Annotated in this window: 11 protein-coding genes; 7 read left to right on the forward strand and 4 right to left on the reverse strand. The window is 72.3% G+C overall.

Going from position 1 to position 18,342, the window contains the following annotated elements; translation table 11 throughout:
* Window positions 1-87: 87 nt before the first annotated feature.
* The 3 genes from HLK59_RS03340 to HLK59_RS03350 are packed head-to-tail and all read left to right on the forward strand — an operon-like array spanning window position 88 to window position 5,331.
* Window positions 88-972, forward strand: coding sequence for a hypothetical protein (locus HLK59_RS03340; RefSeq protein ID WP_171139660.1), 885 nt, complete (start codon window positions 88-90; stop codon window positions 970-972).
* On the forward strand, window positions 969-3,167 hold the full coding sequence (locus tag HLK59_RS03345) for a bifunctional serine/threonine-protein kinase/ABC transporter substrate-binding protein (protein WP_171139661.1): 2,199 nt from the start codon (window positions 969-971) through the stop codon (window positions 3,165-3,167). The genes HLK59_RS03340 and HLK59_RS03345 overlap by 4 nt, the downstream gene beginning before the upstream one ends.
* Before the next feature lie 55 nt (window positions 3,168-3,222).
* Entirely contained in the window at window positions 3,223-5,331 is a 2,109-nt protein-coding gene (locus tag HLK59_RS03350) for a bifunctional serine/threonine-protein kinase/ABC transporter substrate-binding protein (RefSeq protein ID WP_171139662.1), read from the forward strand.
* Between the two features lie 51 nt (window positions 5,332-5,382).
* Here HLK59_RS03350 and HLK59_RS03355 read toward each other — a convergent pair whose 3' ends face one another.
* From HLK59_RS03355 to HLK59_RS03370, 4 genes are all read right to left on the reverse strand, one after another.
* The gene (locus HLK59_RS03355) at window positions 5,383-6,120 is read right to left on the reverse strand and encodes a hypothetical protein (RefSeq protein WP_171139663.1); all 738 of its coding nucleotides are present in this window, start codon (window positions 6,118-6,120) and stop codon (window positions 5,383-5,385) included.
* 99 nt (window positions 6,121-6,219) lie between these two features.
* Window positions 6,220-6,918: a response regulator transcription factor gene (locus tag HLK59_RS03360; protein ID WP_171139664.1), complete on the reverse strand. Its 699-nt coding sequence runs from the start codon at window positions 6,916-6,918 to the stop codon at window positions 6,220-6,222.
* Entirely contained in the window at window positions 6,915-8,129 is a 1,215-nt protein-coding gene (locus tag HLK59_RS03365) for a sensor histidine kinase (RefSeq protein ID WP_171139665.1), read from the reverse strand. Before HLK59_RS03365 ends, HLK59_RS03360 begins: the two co-directional genes overlap by 4 nt.
* Before the next feature lie 112 nt (window positions 8,130-8,241).
* Entirely contained in the window at window positions 8,242-10,446 is a 2,205-nt protein-coding gene (locus tag HLK59_RS03370; protein ID WP_171139666.1) for an MMPL family transporter, read from the reverse strand.
* Between the two features lie 349 nt (window positions 10,447-10,795).
* Between HLK59_RS03370 and HLK59_RS03375 the strand changes: the two genes are divergently transcribed.
* The 4 genes from HLK59_RS03375 to HLK59_RS03390 all read left to right on the forward strand — a co-directional run bounded on the left by HLK59_RS03375 (window position 10,796) and on the right by HLK59_RS03390 (window position 18,336).
* Window positions 10,796-13,042: a glycoside hydrolase family 3 C-terminal domain-containing protein gene (locus tag HLK59_RS03375; protein ID WP_171139667.1), complete on the forward strand. Its 2,247-nt coding sequence runs from the start codon at window positions 10,796-10,798 to the stop codon at window positions 13,040-13,042.
* Window positions 13,043-13,191: 149 nt separating this feature from the next.
* Complete coding sequence (locus HLK59_RS03380; protein ID WP_171139668.1) at window positions 13,192-14,172, forward strand: LacI family DNA-binding transcriptional regulator; 981 nt, start codon at window positions 13,192-13,194, stop codon at window positions 14,170-14,172.
* A 215-nt stretch (window positions 14,173-14,387) separates the two neighbouring features.
* The gene (locus tag HLK59_RS03385) at window positions 14,388-15,851 is read left to right on the forward strand and encodes an MFS transporter (RefSeq protein ID WP_171139669.1); all 1,464 of its coding nucleotides are present in this window, start codon (window positions 14,388-14,390) and stop codon (window positions 15,849-15,851) included.
* A 43-nt stretch (window positions 15,852-15,894) separates the two neighbouring features.
* A complete protein-coding gene (locus HLK59_RS03390) occupies window positions 15,895-18,336 on the forward strand; it encodes a glycoside hydrolase family 2 TIM barrel-domain containing protein (RefSeq protein ID WP_171139670.1) in 2,442 nt (813 codons plus the stop codon).
* The last annotated feature ends 6 nt before the right edge of the window (window positions 18,337-18,342 follow it).

Genomic DNA, 18,342 nt, shown 5'->3' on the forward strand with positions numbered 1-18,342 from the left:
CATATTTGTATGGGTTGTTGGCGCCCAAGAGTGTTGACGTACGCCACACTGATTTCAGGGACGTGGGCACTGGGGTGGGAGTGATGCATGGCCGAGTGGAGACCAGTCTTAGCCTCGGCGGCGGGGGTGCTGCTGCTGGCGGGGTGCACCAGCGGGTCGGGGGATGAGCCCAAGGCGCGGAGCACGCCGGAGAAGAGTCCCGGCGCCTCGGCGTCGCCGTCGGGCTCGGCCTCGGCGTCACCCGTGAACGAGCCGTACTCGCTCGCCGAGAACCGGGCGCCGAGGACACGGACCGAGGCAGTCGAGTTCGTGCGTGAACTCACCGTGCGCCCCGACTACTTCGGCACCGGGTACCGCAAACGCGACCCCTTCGAGAGCGATCCGGCCGAGTGGGCCGTACTCGGCGACGACTGCCTGTGGCGGCGCGAAGCGCTGCCCGACACCGTACTGGCCAGTCTCACGCGGGCGTTCGAGCTGCCGGCGAAGGACGGCAAGGGTCCGGTGTACGTGTCGTTGACGGTCACCGTGCACCAGAACGTCCTCGCGGCGCGGCGCGACATGGCCGGGTCCCTGGAGGAACCGCTGCGCTGCCCCGAGCAGCGGCTGAACGCCACGGACCGGGTGCGCGGCCTGTACTCCCGGGTCGACGCGTTCGCCGACGAGCGGTCCGTGATCTCCGAGGACGACCTGACGGAGACCGGTGACTGGGTCGCCGACGGCGGCAAGGCGTATCCCTTCGACTGGTCGAAGTTCCGGCTGGGGCCGGTCACCGTGGCCGCGACCGCGCGGCACGGCTCGGGCCGCAGCGAGGCCGAGGACTCCACGATCACCACCGACATGGCCAAGGGGCTGAGCTTCATCGCCGCGGACATCGACCAGCAGGGCAAGGCGGGAGATGCGGGCGATACGGGTGACGCGGGCGATGCCGGTGCCACCGCCGAACCGACCGGGACGAAGGAGGCGGAGCAGTGAGCGAACCGCTGCGATCCTCCGACCCGTCCCGCATCGCGGGTTTCCGGCTGCTGCGGCGGCTCGGCGCGGGCGGCATGGGCGTCGTCTACCTCGGCCGCACCGACTCCGGGGCACTCGCCGCGGTCAAGGTGATCCGGGGCGAGAGCGCCGGTGACGACGACTTCCGCGCCCGGTTCGCGCGCGAGGTGGAGCTGGCGCGGAGAGTGGACAACCCCTGGGTGGTTCCCGTCCTGGACGCGGACGCCGAGACACGCGAGCCGTGGCTGGCCACCGCGTTCGTCCCCGGGCCCGCCCTCGCCGAGGCGGTCGCCGCGCACGGCCCGCTGCCGTCGCCTGCCGTACGCGTCCTGGGCGGGCTGCTGGCCGAGGCGCTGGCCGCCGTCCACACGGCCGGGCTCGTCCACCGGGACGTCAAACCGGGCAACGTCCTGCTCGCCCTGGACGGACCGCGGCTGATCGACTTCGGTATCGCGCGCGCCGCCGACGACACGGCACTGACCGCGTCCGGGCTCGTGGTCGGCACCCCCGGCTTCCTCGCCCCGGAGCAGGCCCAGGGGCAGCCCGCCACGTCCGCCAGCGACGTTTTCGCGCTGGGCTGCGTCCTGGCGTACGCCTCGACCGGCGCTCCTCCCTTCGGCACCGGGACGCCGGATGCCCTGATGTACCGCACGGTCCACGACGAGCCGGAACTCGGCCCTGTGGAAGGCGAGTTGCGCACTCTGGTGGAGCGCTGCCTGGCCAAGGACCCGGCCGAGCGGCCCACGGCCGACGAACTACGGGGCCTCTTCACCGAAGACGCCTCCGACTCTGCCGACTCTGCTGCGGACGCGTCCGGCGGCTGGCTCCCCGACCCCGTCGCCCGGATGGTCGCCGCACGGGCCGCCGAGAGCCTCGCCTTCCCGGACATCGAACCCACCGTCGTGGACGATCCGGCCGTCCCCGCCCGGCACCCGGGACGGCGCCGACTCCTGCTGGCCGGCGGTGCGCTGCTGCTCGCGGGCGGCGGGACCGGAGCGGCGGTGTGGGCGTCGGGGGACGACGAGAAGCCGCCCGCGAGCGCCGGGCGTCCCGTCTACGTCATCGGCGTGCACACGACCACGCGCACGGCAGAGGCCGCCGTCAGCCGGGCCTCCGAACGCGCCGCCCGCCTCGCCGTCGCCGAGCACAACGCCACACCCAAGCGGTCCTACGACCTGAAGGTGAAGGTCCTCGCCGACCGCGGCGACGCGGACACCGCCCGGGAGGTGGCCCGCGGGTTCACCGCCGACCGGAACGTCGTCGCCGTGCTGGGACCGGTCGCCGAGATACCCATGCGGACGGCCGCGGCCGTCTACGGAGAGGCGGGGCTGACCCATGTCTCCAGCAGCACGGGCCAGCAGGACTACTTCCTGACGTCGCCGAAGACCTCGTTCCAGAGCGGCCCCGCCCACGCCGCGCTCGGCAGCTGGATCGCCCTGCACGCCTTCGTGACGCGGCGGGTGGTGCGGACCGGCGTCGTGATCGACCGGGCCGGGGGCTCGGTGGTCCAGGACCAGGGCACCCAGGTGGTCAGCAACTGGCGCGACATCCTCAAGAGCGAGGTCGTGCCCCGCGTCGTCGCGGAGGAGACGGACGACGGCCCGCAGGCGGTGCGCGAACTGCTCGCCGCCGGTGTCGAGGCCTTCGCGTACCTGGGGCCCCTGGACGCCACCGTCCGCGCGGCCCAGGACCTGGCCGCGGCCGGCTTCACCGGGCCGCGCTGGATGCAGCACCAGCTGTACGGCTCGGACTTCCCGCGCCTCGCGGGCGCGGCCGGCGAGGGCTGGTTCGTGGTCACGGACGCCGTGGACCCCTCCGTACTGACGACGAAGCGGGCCAAGGACTTCACCGCGGCCTGGCGGAAGCGCTACGGCAGCACGCCGGAGCCGTATGCCACCGAGGCGTACGACAGCGTGGGCATGCTGCTCTCCGAGTTCGCCCGCACGGTCCCGGCCGGGGCACGTCGGCGGCCGGTGCGGGCCGATCTCGCCGTGCGGCTGGCGAAGGTGGAGTACCGGGGTATCACCCGTACGTACGCCTTCGGTGATTTCCACCAGTACGACAACAGCGCGGAGGGCTGGGCGGACGAGACCTTCGTCCACGAGGTCCGCGGCGGGCGGTTCCGGCAGGTGGGATCGCTCGGCGATCTGCAACGCGTGGCGGAGGGCCAGGGCTGACGAAGGGCCCGGAACCAGGCGGCGCGGGAACGACGGGGAGACGGAGGCCGCTGACATGGAACGGCTTCTGCCCGGCGATCCCTCCCTGATCGGCGGTCATCGGCTCGCCGGACGGCTCGGCGCGGGCGGCATGGGCGTCGTCTACCTGGCGCGCTCGCCGCACGGCGCCTGGTGCGCGTTGAAGGTGATCCGCGCCGAGTACGCCGACGACCCCGGCTTCCGCGCCCGTTTCCGCCGCGAGGCCGAGCTCGCGTCGCGCCTCACGAGCCGGTGGACCGTGCCGGTCGTCGCGGCCGACGCGGACGCCCGCTCCCCGTGGCTGGCCACCGCCTATGTGCCCGGCCCGTCCCTCGCCGAGGCCGTCGCACTGCACGGACCCTGGCCCGAGGCCCAACTGCGCGGCCTCGGTGCCGTGTTGGCCGAGGCTCTGGAGGGGGTGCACGCGGCCGGGCTGGTCCATCGGGACGTCAAGCCGGCGAACGTGCTGCTGGCCGCGGACGGGCCGCGGCTGATCGACTTCGGGATCGCGCGGGCCGTCGGCGCGACCGCGCTCACCACGGACGGCTCCGTCGTGGGCTCCCCCGGCTATCTCTCGCCCGAGCAGGCCCGCGGGCACACCGTGGGTCCGCCCAGCGACGTGTTCTCGCTCGGCTGCGTCCTCGCCCGCACGGCCACCGGCCGGCCGCCGTTCGGCACCGGCGGCGCTGCGGCCGTGCTGTACCGGACCGTGCAGGAGGAGCCGGACCTGGACGGCGTACCGGAAAGCCTCGACGGGCTCGTACGGCGGTGTCTGGCGAAGGAACCGGAGCGGCGCCCGGGCATCGGTGAACTCCGCGCCGTTCTCGGCGAGTTCGCCGTGGACGCGTGGCTGCCCGAAGGGCTGCCGGCCCTGGTCGCGGCCCGTGCCGCGCGCGTCCTCGACCTGCCCGTTCCCGACCCCACCCTGGTCAGCGGGCCCTCCCCCGTGGACGCGCCGCCCTCGACCACCCGGCGGCGCCTGCTCGTCGCCGGGGCCGCGCTCGGTGTCACCGCGGTGGCCGGGGCGGGCGCGTGGTGGCAGTGGGGCCGGGGCGCCGCGTCGGCGGACACCGGCTCCGTGCAGCGCTCCCGTCACGTGGTCGCGCTGCTGGGCAGCCCGGACGACCCCTTCTTCGCCGACCACGGGCGCGGGGCCCTGCTCGCCGTAGAGCAGCACAACCAGGACGCCCGGCGTACCGTGGACCTCGTGCTGCGCACGGCGGACGACGGCGGCACCGCGGCGGGCTCCGCCGCGGCCGCCGCCCGGCTGGCCGCCGACCCCGACGTGTCCGTGGTGATCGCGGCGGGCACGAACACGACCGTGCCCGCCGCGCTGCCCCCGTGTACGAAGGCCCGGCTGACCCTGCTGGTCACCCGCGCCGACACCGAGGCCCTCGACACCGTCAACACCTCGACCGCGCTCGTGCTGCGTGCCACCCAGACCGTCGGCCCGTTCGCGGCGCTGATCTATCTCAACCGGGTCGTCGAACCCGCCCGCACGGTGATCGTGCACGACCTGGCCACCGAGGTGGAGAGCCTGGCCACGGTCCGCATCACCACCGTCTACGACAAGCTCGAAGGCGCGGCGTCGGTGGAGGAGGTCGCCGCGGACGAGGACTTCACCGGGGCCGCCCGCCGCATCGCCGCCCGCCCCCGGGACGCCGTCTTCTTCGGCGGGGTGCGCCCCGACCGCGCCGCCGCCTGTGCCCGCGCGCTGCGGGACGCGGGCCACCAGGGCGCCCGGGTCGCGGGCGAGCACGTACTGGACGCCGCGTTCCTCGCCGTCGGCGAGGACTGGAGGATCGGTACGAGCTACACCGACGCGAGCGCCGACTCCCGTACCGAGGCCTTCGACGCCGCGTTCCGCGCCCGCCACGGACGCGCGCCGGGCCCATGGGCGGCGGAGGCGTACGACGCCGTCCGGTTCGCCGCCCACGGTCTCGCCGCCGCCGGCGACGACGGCCGCACCGCCCTGCGCTCGGAACTCCTGCGCCGCCCCTGGCAGGGCATCACCCGCCTCATGAGCTTCGACGCCTCCACGCAGTACTTCCAGGTCGGCGACGACGGCGGAGGGTTCCTGTACCGGGTGACCGACGGGGCCGCCCGCTTCGTGGACCGGTCCGCCGACATCGGCAAGAAGTCGTGAACCGACCTCGAACCACCGCGTTCGCGCTACGACGGCTGGGCTGCTGCCGGATCACACGTCCGGCAGCAGAAGCCACACTTCGGAGAGGGCGAGGCCGTGCTCACGGGTCACCGCCCCGCATGGGCAGCCCAACGAGATCAGGCGCCAGTCGCAGGTCACCGTCCACGGGCCGGCCTGACCCCCGCACGCCGGGCAGCCGACGGCCTCGGCCGTCCACACGCCCGGAGCGGGTCTGCCGTAACGACGGAAGCGGCCCGCGTACCGGACCTGCCAGGGCTCGACCGGGGGCGTGAGCGGGACGGTCCCGGGCGGGTGCGGCGAGGCCAACTCGGTGAACAGCGCGGTCAAACCGGGGAGCAGGTGCTCTCCTGCCTCCGTCGGTGACACGACCGGGCCGTCCGCGGTCCCCGCCGGAGACCCGTATCTGGGGGCCGCGCCTGCGCCCGGCGGGTTCGGGGTGGCGTGCCAGGGCAGGAAGGCGCGGGCGACGGCGGCCAGGAGGGCGGCCATGGGCGGGCTCACGGCGCCCGCGTCCAGGTGGTGGAGGGTCGTGCGCAGGAGGCGTTGGAGTCTCCGGTCCCGGTCCGTGGCCAGCTCCCGCGCGGTCGTCGCCCGCCGGGCCGGGAGCGGGGCCGCGAGGCGGTCCAGGACCGCCGCGGCCGCTTCGGAGTCCGCCGCGGCGGGGCGCCACTCCCCGGCGGCGAGGCGCAGCCGCGCCTGCCCGGCCTCACGGGTCAGGGCGCATGTCAGCAGCGGCCACGCACGATGGGACTCGCGCCCGCTCGTCATGGCTGCTTCTCCCTCGCCCCTGCGGATGCCGCAACGTGCCCGCGTGCCCGCTGCGGGCATCGGTGGACATCCCATCACACGAGCGCATCGCCACGGACGTCAGAGCGTGTCTGGCGTACCGGAGGTCGATGGAGGCGGTTTCACCAGGCCGCTCTGGTAGGCGATGACGACGAGTTGGGCGCGGTCGCGGGCGTCGAGTTTGGTCATGGCGCGCTGGATGTGGCTGCGTACGGTCAGCGGGCTCAGGACGAGCCGGTCGGCGATCTGGGTGTTGGACCTGCCGTGCGCGGCCAGCGTCACGACCTCGCGTTCACGGTCGGTGAGGGACTTGACGGCTTCGGGGAGGGCGAGCAGGTCGTCGGTGTCCGGGGTGGCCAGGAAGCGGGTGACCAGGGCTCTGGTGGCCGCGGGCGACAGCAGCGCTTCTCCGGCCGCCACGGTGTGGATGCTCGACAACAGGACGTCGGGGCTGACCCCTTTGCCGAGGAAGCCGCTCGCGCCGGCGCGCAGGGCCTTGGCGACGTTCTCGTCGTTCTCGAACGTGGTGAGGATGAGGATGTGGGTGTCCGACAGCTCGGGCCGGGAGCAGATCGCGGCGGTGGCCGCCACCCCGTCGAGGTTCGGCATCCGGATGTCCATGATGACCACGTCGGGCCGGTGTTCGGCGGTGAGGTCGACGGCTTCCTGGCCGTCGGCGGCCTCCGCGACCACGGTCAGGTCCTCGACCGAGTCGATGAGGATGCGGAAGGTGGCCCGGAGCAGGGCCTGGTCGTCGGCGAGCAGGACACGGATGGTCATGTGGCGGGACTTTCGTCGGGGCTGTCGGTACCGCTGGCGTGGGCGTCGAGCGGCAGGGTGCAGACCACCTGGAAACCGTCCTGGGCGTGATGGCCCGCGTGAAAAGTGCCACCCGCCGATGTGGCGCGCTCGTGCATGCTGATCAGGCCGAATCCGCTTCCCTTGCCGGACGGCGCGGGGACGCGATCGGGGGCGGTGGCGTTGGTGACGGTCAGCGTCAGCCGCCGGGGCGCGTAGCCGAGCCGTACCTCGGCGGTGCGGCCGGTGCCGTGCTTGGTGACGTTGGTGAGCGCTTCCTGGAGGATCCGGTAGGCCGTCAGGTCGAGTACGGGGGTGAGTGTGCGCCGCTGCCCCTCGACGGTGACGTCGACCTGGAGGCCGGCCGCCGCACAGGAGTCGACGAGATCGGGCAGTCGGTCCAGTCCCGGCGCGGGGGCCAGGTCGTCGGCGGGGTCGGTGTCCTGTCGTAGGAGTCCCACCGTGGCCTTGAGTTCGCGCAGGGCCGCGGCCGTCGTCTCCGGAAGCCTGTCGATGATGTCGTGGGCCTTGTCGGGTTGTGTGCGCAGGAGGTGCTTCACGGCTCCGGCCTGGGCGTCGGCCAGGGTCAGGTGGTGGGCGACCACGTCGTGCAGTTCGCGTGCGATGCGCATGCGCTCCTGGACGACCCGGTGGCGCGCCTCCTCCTCGCGTTGCCGGTCGGCGTGCTCGGCGCGGGCCACGGCGTACTCCCGGCGTACCCGCTGATAGCTGCCCAGGGCCGCGCAGAGCAGGATCCACGCCGTGGGGTTGACCACGGCGAAGACCAGGGAGTCGAGGAAGGAGGGGAAGACCAGGCCGCTGACCACCACACAGCCGGTGACGACGAGGGCGCTGTTCCACCCGGTGCGCCGGCTCGTGCGCACGCTCGTGGCGTACTGCGCGACCAGCAGCGGCCCCATCAGCAGCGGGGTCAGGAGGTAGCCCGTCGCGCCGACGGCCATCACGCACAGCGCCGTGACGGTCAGGACGAGCAGGGGGTGGCTCCGGCGCCAGTGCAGGGCGGCGCAGGCGAGCGCCGACAGGGCGATGCCCGGCCACAGCGGCAGCGGGTCCGAGGCCAGTGCCCAGGTGACCAGGACACCGGCGACGGTGACGGCGAACAGCAGGAACAGCACCGAGAGGTCAAGGGCCTTCGGACGGGTCGCTGCCCGGTGCCGCCAACTGGTACTCATCACACTCCGAGGGACTGCGTGGGAACGGCCATGCTCACACATCGCGGATCGCGGCGCCGAGGTGCTCGGCGCCGCGATCACTCGTGCGGGCCCGTGCGGGCTCGTGCGGGCCTCAGACGCGGGCCGGCTCCCGCGGCGCGGGATGGTCGCCCGGCACCGGCGACGGTGCCGTGAGCCCGGCGCCCTCGACGTCGACGCGGGGCAGCAGCCGGTCGAGCCATCCCGGCAGCCACCACGCCTTGTCACCGAGCAGGGCCAGGACCGCGGGCACGAGCGCCATCCGTACGACGAAGGCGTCGAAGAGGACCGCCACGGCGAGCCCGAAACCGATCGTCTTGACCATCGACTCGCCGGAACCGATGAACCCGGAGAACACCGCGATCATGATCACCGCCGCGGCGACGACCACCCTGGCGCTGTGCCGGAAGCCGGAGACCACCGCGTCGGGAGCCCGGTCCCCGTGGACGTACGCCTCCCGCATCCGGGCGACCAGGAACACCTCGTAGTCCATCGCCAGACCGAACACGATGCCCACCAGGAAGATCGGCATCAGGCTCATGATCGGGCCGGCCTGCTCCACACCCAGCAGTTCCGCGCCCCAGCCCCACTGGAAGACCGCCACGACCGAACCGAGGGCGGCCAGCACCGACAGCAGGAACCCGAAGGCGGCCTTGACGGGCACGAGCACGGAGCGGAAGACCACCAGCAGCAGGAGCAGCGCGAGGACGACGATGACGGCGAGGTAGGGGAAGAGCGCGGACTGGAGGGCGTCGGCGATGTCGATGTTCATCGCCGTACTGCCCGTGACCTCGAAGGTCGCCCCCGTCTCGCGTTCCAGGGCGGCGCGTTCCGCGCGGATGGTCTGGACGACGTCCTTGGTCTTCTCGTCGTTGGGCCCGGTGGCGGGAACGGCCGAGACGAGCGCGGTGTCTCCGGCCGGGTTGAACTGTGCCGGTGAGACGGACACGACCCCGTCGGTGGCGCCGATCTTCTTGGCTATCGCGGTCACGGCCGCCTTGGCGTCGGCCGCGTCCTTGGCGTCGACGACGATGGTCAGCGGCCCGTTGAAGCCCGCGCCGAAGCCGTCCGCGAGCGCGTCGTAGGCACGCCGCTCCGTCGACGACACCGGCTTGGACTCGGCCCCCGGCATGCCCATCTCCAGGCTCGCGGCGGGCAGCGCGAGCACACCCAGTCCGGCGACGCACGCCACCAGTACGGCCACCGGGCGGCGCAGCACGAAGCGCGCCCAGCGGGTGCCGCCGTTGTCGGCCGCCTCACGGACAGCCCTGCTCTTGCGGGTACGGCGGGACAGCACCGCGTTCGGCCACATGCCCAGCAGCGCCGGCACCAGGGTGAGGGCGACCAGAACGGCGATCACCACCGCGCCCGCCGCGCACAGGCCCATCTTGGTCAGCATGGGCACGCCGACCACGGTCAGTCCCGCCAGCGCGATGACGACCGTGAGGCCGGCGAAGACCACCGCGGACCCGGCGGTGCCGACGGCGAGCCCGGCCGCCTCGCTCGGGGCGTGGCCGTTCGCGCGTTCCTCCCGGTAGCGGGAGACCACGAAGAGCGCGTAGTCGATGCCGACCGCGAGACCCAGCATGGAGGCGAGTGTGCCGGTGGTCAGGGAGAGTCCGAAGACGCTGCCCAGGGCCATGATCGCGGCCATGCTGGTGCCGACGCCGATCACGGCGGTGAGCAGCGGCAGGCCGGCGGCGGCGAGGGAGCCGAAGGTGATCAGCAGGATGACCGCGGCGAGACCGATACCGATGGCCTCGGCGCTGCCGCCCGCGGCGGGCTGCTCGGCGAGGGCGGTGCCGCCGACCTCGACCGTGAGGCCGGAGGTGCGCGCCTCGGCGATGGCCTTCTCCAGGGCGGCCTTGTCGGCGTCGGTGAGGTCTTCGGCCTTCACCTTGTAGTTCACCGTGGCGTAGGCGGTGGAGCCGTCCTCGCTCACCGCGCCCGCGGTGAACGGGCTCACCGCGCTCAGGACCTTCGGCTCGTCCGCCGCGTCCGTCACGAGCGCGTCGATGGCGGCCCGGTTGCCGGAGGCGGTCACCTTCTCGCCGTCCGGTGCCACGAACACGATGCGCGCGTCGGCGCCGTTGGCGTCGGTTCCGGGGAAGCGCTCCCCGATCAGGTCGAACGCCTTCTGCGCCTCGATGCCGGGCATGAACGACGTGCTGTCGTCGGACGAGGCCGGAGCCGTGGCGGCGCCGACTCCGGCGCCGCCGAGGATCACCGCCCACAACAGCACCACGAGCCAGCGGCGCCGGAAGGCGGTGCGGCCCAGACGGTAGAGCAAGGTAGCCACAGGAAACAGGTCTCCAGGTCAGGTTTCGGGTGGATGGCCAGCCTGACGGGACAGGGTGTGCCGGGGCATCGTGCGGGTGCCCGCATTCCGGCTTGGTGCCACCGCACGAGCCGGCCCGCCGCTGTCCTCCTCCAGGAGGAGTCGCGAATACGGCCGGCGGATGAATCCGTGGCCGCCCGGACCCGGCAGCCTTGTCCACTGTGAGTAATCCGGTTAGGGTCCATCGACGCGCGTAACTGACGCGCGTCAGTAGAGCCGCTATCGCGATCCGCCCCACGATCTGTCCCCGCGATCCGTCCCCGCGATCCGCGCCGTGGGCCCCGCCACCACGACCTCGAAGGATGCACGCATGCCCGACATCGACCTGTCCCGTCTGTCCCTGGAGCAGAAGGCCGCACTGCTCTCGGGACAGGACTTCTGGTCCACCCACGCCCTGGAGGACGCCGGCCTCCCGTCGGTCGTCCTGACCGACGGACCGCACGGGGTGCGCCGCCAGGTCGGCGAGTTCGACCACATGGGCATCTACGAGAGCCTGCCCTCCACCTGCTTCCCGCCCGCGGTCGCGGTGGGCAGCAGCTGGGACCCGCAGGTCGCGGCCCGTGTCGGGGCGGCCGTCGGACAGGAGGCCCGCGCCCTCGGCGTCCACGTCGTACTGGGACCCGGAGTGAACATCAAGCGCTCCCCGCTGTGCGGCCGGAACTTCGAGTACTACTCCGAGGACCCGCTGCTGTCCGGGCACCTCGGCGCGGCACACGTACGCGGCCAGCAGGAGCAGGGCGTGGGCGCGTCGCTGAAGCACTTCGCGGTCAACAACCAGGAGACCGACCGGATGCGCGTCAGCGCCGACGTCGACGAGCGCACCCTGCGCGAGATCTACCTGCCGGCCTTCGAGCACATCGTCACCGAGGCGGCGCCGGCCACGGTCATGGCCGCCTACAACAAGGTCAACGGCGTGCACGCCGCCCAGAACCGGTGGCTGCTGACCGAGGTGCTGCGCGAGGAGTGGGGGTTCACCGGAGCGGTGGTGTCCGACTGGGGAGCGGTCCACGACCCGGTGGCGTCCGTGCTCGCCGGCCTGGATCTGGAGATGCCCGGCCCCACCCCCGAGCACACCCGGCGCATCGTGGACGCCGTACGCGACGGTCAGCTGGACGAGTCCGTGGTGGACACGGCCGTACGACGCCTTCTCGCCCTGGCCGATCTGGTGACCGAGCGGTCCGACGGCTTCGACACCGACGCCCACCACCGGCTCGCCCGTGAACTGGCGGCCGAGTGCGCCGTCCTGCTGAAGAACGACGACGGCGTGCTGCCCCTGTCCTCCGGACAACGGATCGCGGTCATCGGGGAGTTCGCGGCCTCGCCCCGCTACCAGGCGGGCGGCAGCTCGCACCTGCGTCCGACCCGGCTCGACAACGCCCTGGACGAGATCCGGGCCCTCGCGGCCGGGCGGGAGTGCCCGGTGGAGTTCGCGGCCGGGTTCACCCTGGACGGAACGGGTGACGCCGAGTCGCTGCGGGAGGCCGCCGTGCGCCTGGCCCGCTCCTCGGACGTGGCCCTCGTCTTCGCCGGGCTCCCCGAGAGCGCGGAGTCCGAGGGGTACGACCGCGACACGCTCCAGCTCCCGGCCGTACAGGTCGACCTGATCCGTGCCGTCGCCGCCGCGGCGGCCCGGACCGTCGTGGTGCTGTCCAACGGCGGGATCGTCTCGCTGGAGGGCTGGCACGACGGGGCCGACGCCATCCTGGAGGGCTTCCTGCTCGGCCAGGCGGGCGGTGGCGCCATCGCCGACCTGCTGTTCGGCGAGGTCAACCCGTCGGGCCGGCTCGCGGAGACGCTTCCGGTGCGCCTGGAGGACAACCCCAGCTTCGTGAACTTCCCCGGCGAGCAGGGCCATGTCCGCTACGGCGAGGGCGTGATGGTGGGCTACCGCTGGTACGGGGCGACCGGCACCGCGGTGCGCCATCCGTTCGGGCACGGCCTGTCCTACACCACGTTCGCCGTGGGCGACCTGTCCGTGGCGGCCACCGGCGACGACTCGGCCCGCGCCTCGGTCACCGTCACCAACACGGGTGACCGCGCGGGCAAGCACGTCGTCCAGGTCTACGTCGCCACCGACGCAGGACCGGTACGGCGACCGGCACGCGAGCTGCGCGCCTTCGCCAAGGTCCCGCTGGAGCCCGGCGAGTCCCGCAGGCTCACGTTCGACCTGGGCCGCCGCGCCTTCGCGCACTACGACGTCCAAGGCGCCGGCTGGGCGGTCGCGCCCGGCGACCACCGGATCCAGATCTGCGAGAACGCGGCCACCGTGGTCGCCGAGGCGACCGTCTCCCTCGCCGGGGACGCCGTCGCCCAGGAACTGACCCTGGAGTCCACCTTCGGCGAGTGGGTCACCCACCCCGTCGTCGGCTCCACCCTCCTCCAGGAGCTGGCCGCCGCCCTCCCCGACCAGGGCATGCAGCTGGGCGACCGGCCGGAGCTGCTCCAGGCGGTGCAGGACGTACCGATGAAGAGGGTCGTGGGGCTGGTGGACGGCAACGCGCTGGACGAGACGCTGGAGCGTCTGATGGAGCGCACCCGTGTCGCCGGCCGGCCCTGAGCTCCGCGAGGGGCTGATGCGCGTCAGTGACGGAGTCCCGGGACGCGTATCATCGGGCGTGCCTGCCGACACCCGTGGCAGGCGGCGGGCAGGGTCGTGGGGCGGATGCGCGCCCTGCCGCGCCGACGGCTCGGACGGATCAGAGGGTCATGACGCGTCCCGCGAAGCGGATCACCAGCGCCGATGTCGCCGAGGCGGCCGGCGTCTCGCGCACCACCGTCAGCTACGTGCTCAACAACCGCCCCGGGCAGACGATCCCGGAGGAGACCCGGCAGCGGGTCCGGGCCGCCGCCGAACGCCTCCAGTACCGACCCCATGCCTCCGCCCGCGCGCTCGCGGCCGGGCGCAGCGACATCGTGCTGCTGTCCATCCCCGATCTGCCCATCGGCCCCAGCATCAGCCGCTTCGTCGAGGAACTGACCGTGGCCCTGGCCGACCATGGTCTGACCCTGGTCACCCATCTGATGGCCGAGCGCGGCAGGTCGGTGACGGATGTGTGCGCCACCGTGGGCGCCTCGGCGGTGCTCGGCTTCGAGGGGTTCGACGAGGCGACCGTCCAGGCCCTGCGCGGACTCGGTGTGGGTGTCGTGCTGCCGCCGACCGACGCCCATCTCTCCGCCATGCCCCCGCTGGGACGCATGCAGGCCGAGCATCTGATCGGCCGTGGTCATCGCCGGATCGGCTATCTGTCGCCGTCGCCGAAGCGTTTCCGCCGTATGGGCGAGGAGCGCCTTCAAGGGGTCGCCGAGGCGTGCGCGGACGCGGGTGTCGCCGCTCCGCTCGCGCTCGGTGCCACCGAACTGGAGATCGCCGCGCTGGCCCATGTGGTGGAGCAGTGGCAGGAGGCGGGGATCACCGGTGTGTGCGCGTTCAACGACGAGCACGCCATCGCCCTGCTCGCCGCCATGCGGCAGTTGGAGCTGACCGCGCCGGACGACCTGGCGGTCGTCGGGGCCGACGACATCCCGATGGCCCGCTTCGCGGCGCCGCCGCTCTCCACGGTCTACTTCGACCTCCAGGAGGCCGGCCGGCACCGGGCCGAGGCCGTGGTGGCCGGTCTGACCGGCCGCCGGATGACCCTGGGCGGGCCGGGGGACAGCCTGCGCCTGGTCAAGCGGCTCTCCTCCTGACCGAACGCCCGGATCACCTGGGCCACCCGGATCATCGCGTTACCAGCTCGTTACCTTCTCGCATCTTGCCGTCGGGGACGTGCTGCTGTTTTCTACTTACGCGCGTCACTTACGCGCATCACTAACGAAACGTGATCGCAATCCCCCCACCCCCCACCGACAGGAAGTCGTCGACAGTCGACTGAAACGTTTCACAAAGTTGTGAAAGGTACCCCATGTCCTCAACCGAGACCGCCCCCGACGCCTCGCAGGCCGCCGAGGGGACGAGATTCTCCTCCCGGCATCTCCTCGCGCTCGTCGCCCTCCTGTGGACCGTCGCCCTGAACCCCATCGCGGGTCTGCTCTCCGGCACCTCGCAGGCCGAGGTGGCCGTCCACTTCCGTACGACGCAGATCGCCTGGTTCACCCTCGGCGGCGCGCTGCTGGGCACGTTCCTGACGCCGTTCGCGATGAAGGCCGCCGCGATGTACGGCAAGAAGCGCGTCATGGTCGTCGCCACCAGCATCGGCCTGCTCGGCGATGTGATCGCCGCCGTCGCCACCGACTACTCCACTCTGATCGCCGGACGCGTCATCGCCGGCGCCTACGGGGCCACGGTGTTCATCGCCTACGCCCTGGCCCGCGACATCTTCCCGCGCAAGCTGGTCGGCACGGCGAGCGGTGTCCTGGCCGCCAGCATCGGCCTGGTGGGCCTGGGCGGACCGTTCCTGTCGGCCTGGCTGATCGACCACCACGGCTTCCGCGGCGCCCTGTGGTTCATCGTCGTCTCCACCGCCGTATGCCTGCTCCTCCAGCTGCTGTGCGTGCCCGAGAGCCCGGTCCGCGAGGCGGCCCGGCGGATGGACTGGATCGGCGGCCTCCTGCTCGGCGGCGGCCTCAGCGCGATCGTCTACGGCATCGGCGAGGGCTCCGCCTGGGGCTGGACCAGCGGAAAGACCCTGACCTGGATCGGACTCGGCATCCTCGCGGTGCTGCTGTTCCTGCCCTTCGAGTCCCGCGCCGCCGACCCCCTGCTCCCCCTGTCGCTGATCAAGCGGCGCCGGGTGTGGACCGTCTTCCTGGCCGCCTCGGTCGGCGCCGGAGCCACCTTCGCCGTGGGCACCGTCACCATGATCCTCACCCTCATGCCGCACATCCCGACGATGTCCGACGGCCTGGGCTGGTCCGCCACCAAGAGCGCCACGGTCCAGTCACCGATCAGCGTCCTGGTGATCGTGTCGGCGATCGTCACCGGATGGCTCGCCCGCCGCGTCGACACCCGCATCCTGCTCGCCACCGGCGGCGCCCTCACCACCGTCGGTTACGTCGTCGCCTCCCAACTCCACACGGAGATCTGGCACTTCGTCCTCCTGGGCCTGATCTCCGGTCCTGGCATGGGTCTGGTCATCGCCGTACTGCCGATCATGATCATCGAGTCGGTCGCACCCGAGGAGCAGGCCCTGGCCAACGGCTCCCAGTGGCTGATCCAGAGCGTGATCCAGGTGGTCGTCAGCCAGCTGGTGTTCACGGTCATGGCCCAGGACGGCGTGGTCATGAAGGGCACGCAGTTCTACCTGGACGGCGGCTACTCGGGCGGCTTCCTGCTCGTCGCCGGAGCCTGCGGCCTCGGCACCCTGCTGGTGGCCCTCATCCCCAAGGCGCGCCGCACCGACACCGTCGAGGCGGGCCAGGCGGCCTGATCCCCACCCCCCTCCCGCCTCTTCCGAACAGACAAGGCAGGCAATGATCCGCACCTCCTTCAACGACGACTGGCAGACCCGGCGCAAGGTGAACCCCTTCGCCGAACTGTCCGGCCCCGTGGCCCCGTTCCAGGCGGTCACCCTCCCCCACGACGCGATGATCGACCAGGACCGGGTCGCGCCGGACGGCGAGGTGACGATGGAAGGAGGTGCGGGCGCCTACTTCTCCGGCGGCGTCTTCGAGTACCGCAAGACGTTCTTCGTCCCCGAGGAACTGCGCGGCCAGCGCGTCCAGTTCGAGTTCGAGGGCGTCTACCGCGACGCCACCGTCCACATCAACGGCGTCTACGCCGGGCAACGCCCCTACGGATACTCCCACTTCCACATCGACGCCGACCCGTACCTGCGCCACGGCCAGGACAACGAGATCCGCGTCGAGGCCCGCGCCCACCAGGACGCCCGCTGGTACACCGGCGCCGGCATCTACCGTCCCGTCTGGATGCTCACCGGCGACGTCGTACGCGTCGTTCCCGACGGCATCCGCGTCACCACCCTCGACATCGAGGACGGCCGGGCGACCGTCGAGGTCGCAACACACCTGCGCAACGACTCCCTCGCGCCGCGCACCCTCGACCTCGCGGTGAACCTGCGCGACGCCTCGGGGAACGCCGTCACCGGCGACATCACCAAGGTCACCGTGCTGCCCGGCGAGGACGCCGTCGTCCGCTCCCGCCTCTACATACGCGAGGCGAGCCTGTGGGACGTGGACCACCCCCATCTCTACGGCTGTCACGTCGCGTTGAGCTCCGAGGGCGAACCGGTGGACAGCGACAACGTGACGTTCGGCATCCGCTCCCTCCGCCTCGACCCCGACCAGGGGCTGCGGCTCAACGGCCGTACGGTCAAACTGCGCGGCGCGTGCGTCCACCACGACAACGGCCCGCTGGGCGCGGCGACTTACGCCCGCGCCGAGGAACGGCGGGTGCGGCTCCTCAAGGACGCCGGCTTCAACGCCCTGCGGATGTCCCACCAGCCGATGAGCAAGGCGATGCTCGACGCCTGCGACCGCCTGGGCATGCTCGTCGTCGACGAGACCTTCGACGTGTGGACGTCCGCCAAGAGCGGCTTCGACTACAGCCTGCACTTCCCCGAGTGGTGGGAGCGCGATGTCGAGGCGATGGTCGCCAAGGACTACAACCACCCCAGCGTCATCATGTACTCGATCGGCAACGAGATCCCCGAGGCCGGCTCCCCGTTCGGTGCCGCGTGGGGCCGCAAGCTCGCCGAGAAGGTCCGTTCCCTCGACAGCACGCGCTACGTCACCAACGCCGTCAACGGCTTCCTCGCGGTCATGTCCGACCTCGCCGCACTGCGCCAGGGACAGCAGGAGCAGGGCGGGGGCGTCAACTCCCAGATGGCCGACGCCGGCGACATGATCAACTACGTCAGCGCCTCCGACCTGGTCACCCAGCGCACCGCCGAGTCCTTCAGCGTCCTCGACATCGCCGGCATGAACTACGCCGAGGCCCGCTACGCCCTGGACCGCGAGCTCTTCCCGAACCGGATCATCCTGGGCACCGAGACCTTCCCCACCCGCATCGACGGCAACTGGAAGCTGGTCGAACAGCACAGCCACGTCATCGGCGACTTCACCTGGACCGGCTGGGACTACATCGGCGAGGTCGGCATCGGCCGCCCCCAGTTCGCCACCCCGGACAACCCCCGCCCCGAGCACACCGCCCCCTTCCCCCACCTCCTCGCGGGCAGCGGCGACATCGACATCACCGGCCACCGCCGCCCCGCCTCCTACTACCGCGAGATCGTCTTCGGCCTGCGCAGCGCGCCCTACATCGCCGTCCGGCGCCCCGAGAACCACGGTCTGACCCCCATCGGCGGCCCCTGGGCCTGGAGCGACTCCCTGGCGAGCTGGACCTGGCCCGGCTTCGAGGGCAAGCCGATCACCGTCGAGGTGTACTCCGACGCCGACGAGGTCGAACTGATCGGCAACGGCAACTCCTTCGGCCGCCGTCCCGTGGGCGCCGAGCACCGCTTCCGCACCGAGTTCGACATCGTGTACGTCCCCGGAGAGCTCGTCGCCGTCGCCTACCGCAACGGCGTCGAGACCGGCCGCACCAGCCTCCAGTGGGCCAACGGTCCCGTGCGGCTGACGGCCGAGAGCGACCGCCCGGTCGTCCAGGCGACCGGCGGCGACCTCGCCTACGTCACCCTCGCCCTCACCGACGCGGCCGGCACCCTGCACACCGCCGCCGACCGCCAGGTGGAGGTCGAGGTCACCGGTGCCGGGGAACTGATCGGCTTCGGCAGTGCCGCCCCCGCGTCGCACGAACGCTTCGACGCGACCGAACGGCACACTCACGAAGGCCGCGCCCTGGCCGTCGTACGGCCCACCGGCACCGGGAAGATCCGCGTCCTGGCCACCGCGCCGGACTGCGAGCCGGTCGAAGCCGTCATCACCGTCGAATGAAGCAGT

The organism is Streptomyces sp. S3(2020) (genome assembly GCF_013044505.1).
GTDB lineage: Bacteria > Actinomycetota > Actinomycetes > Streptomycetales > Streptomycetaceae > Streptomyces.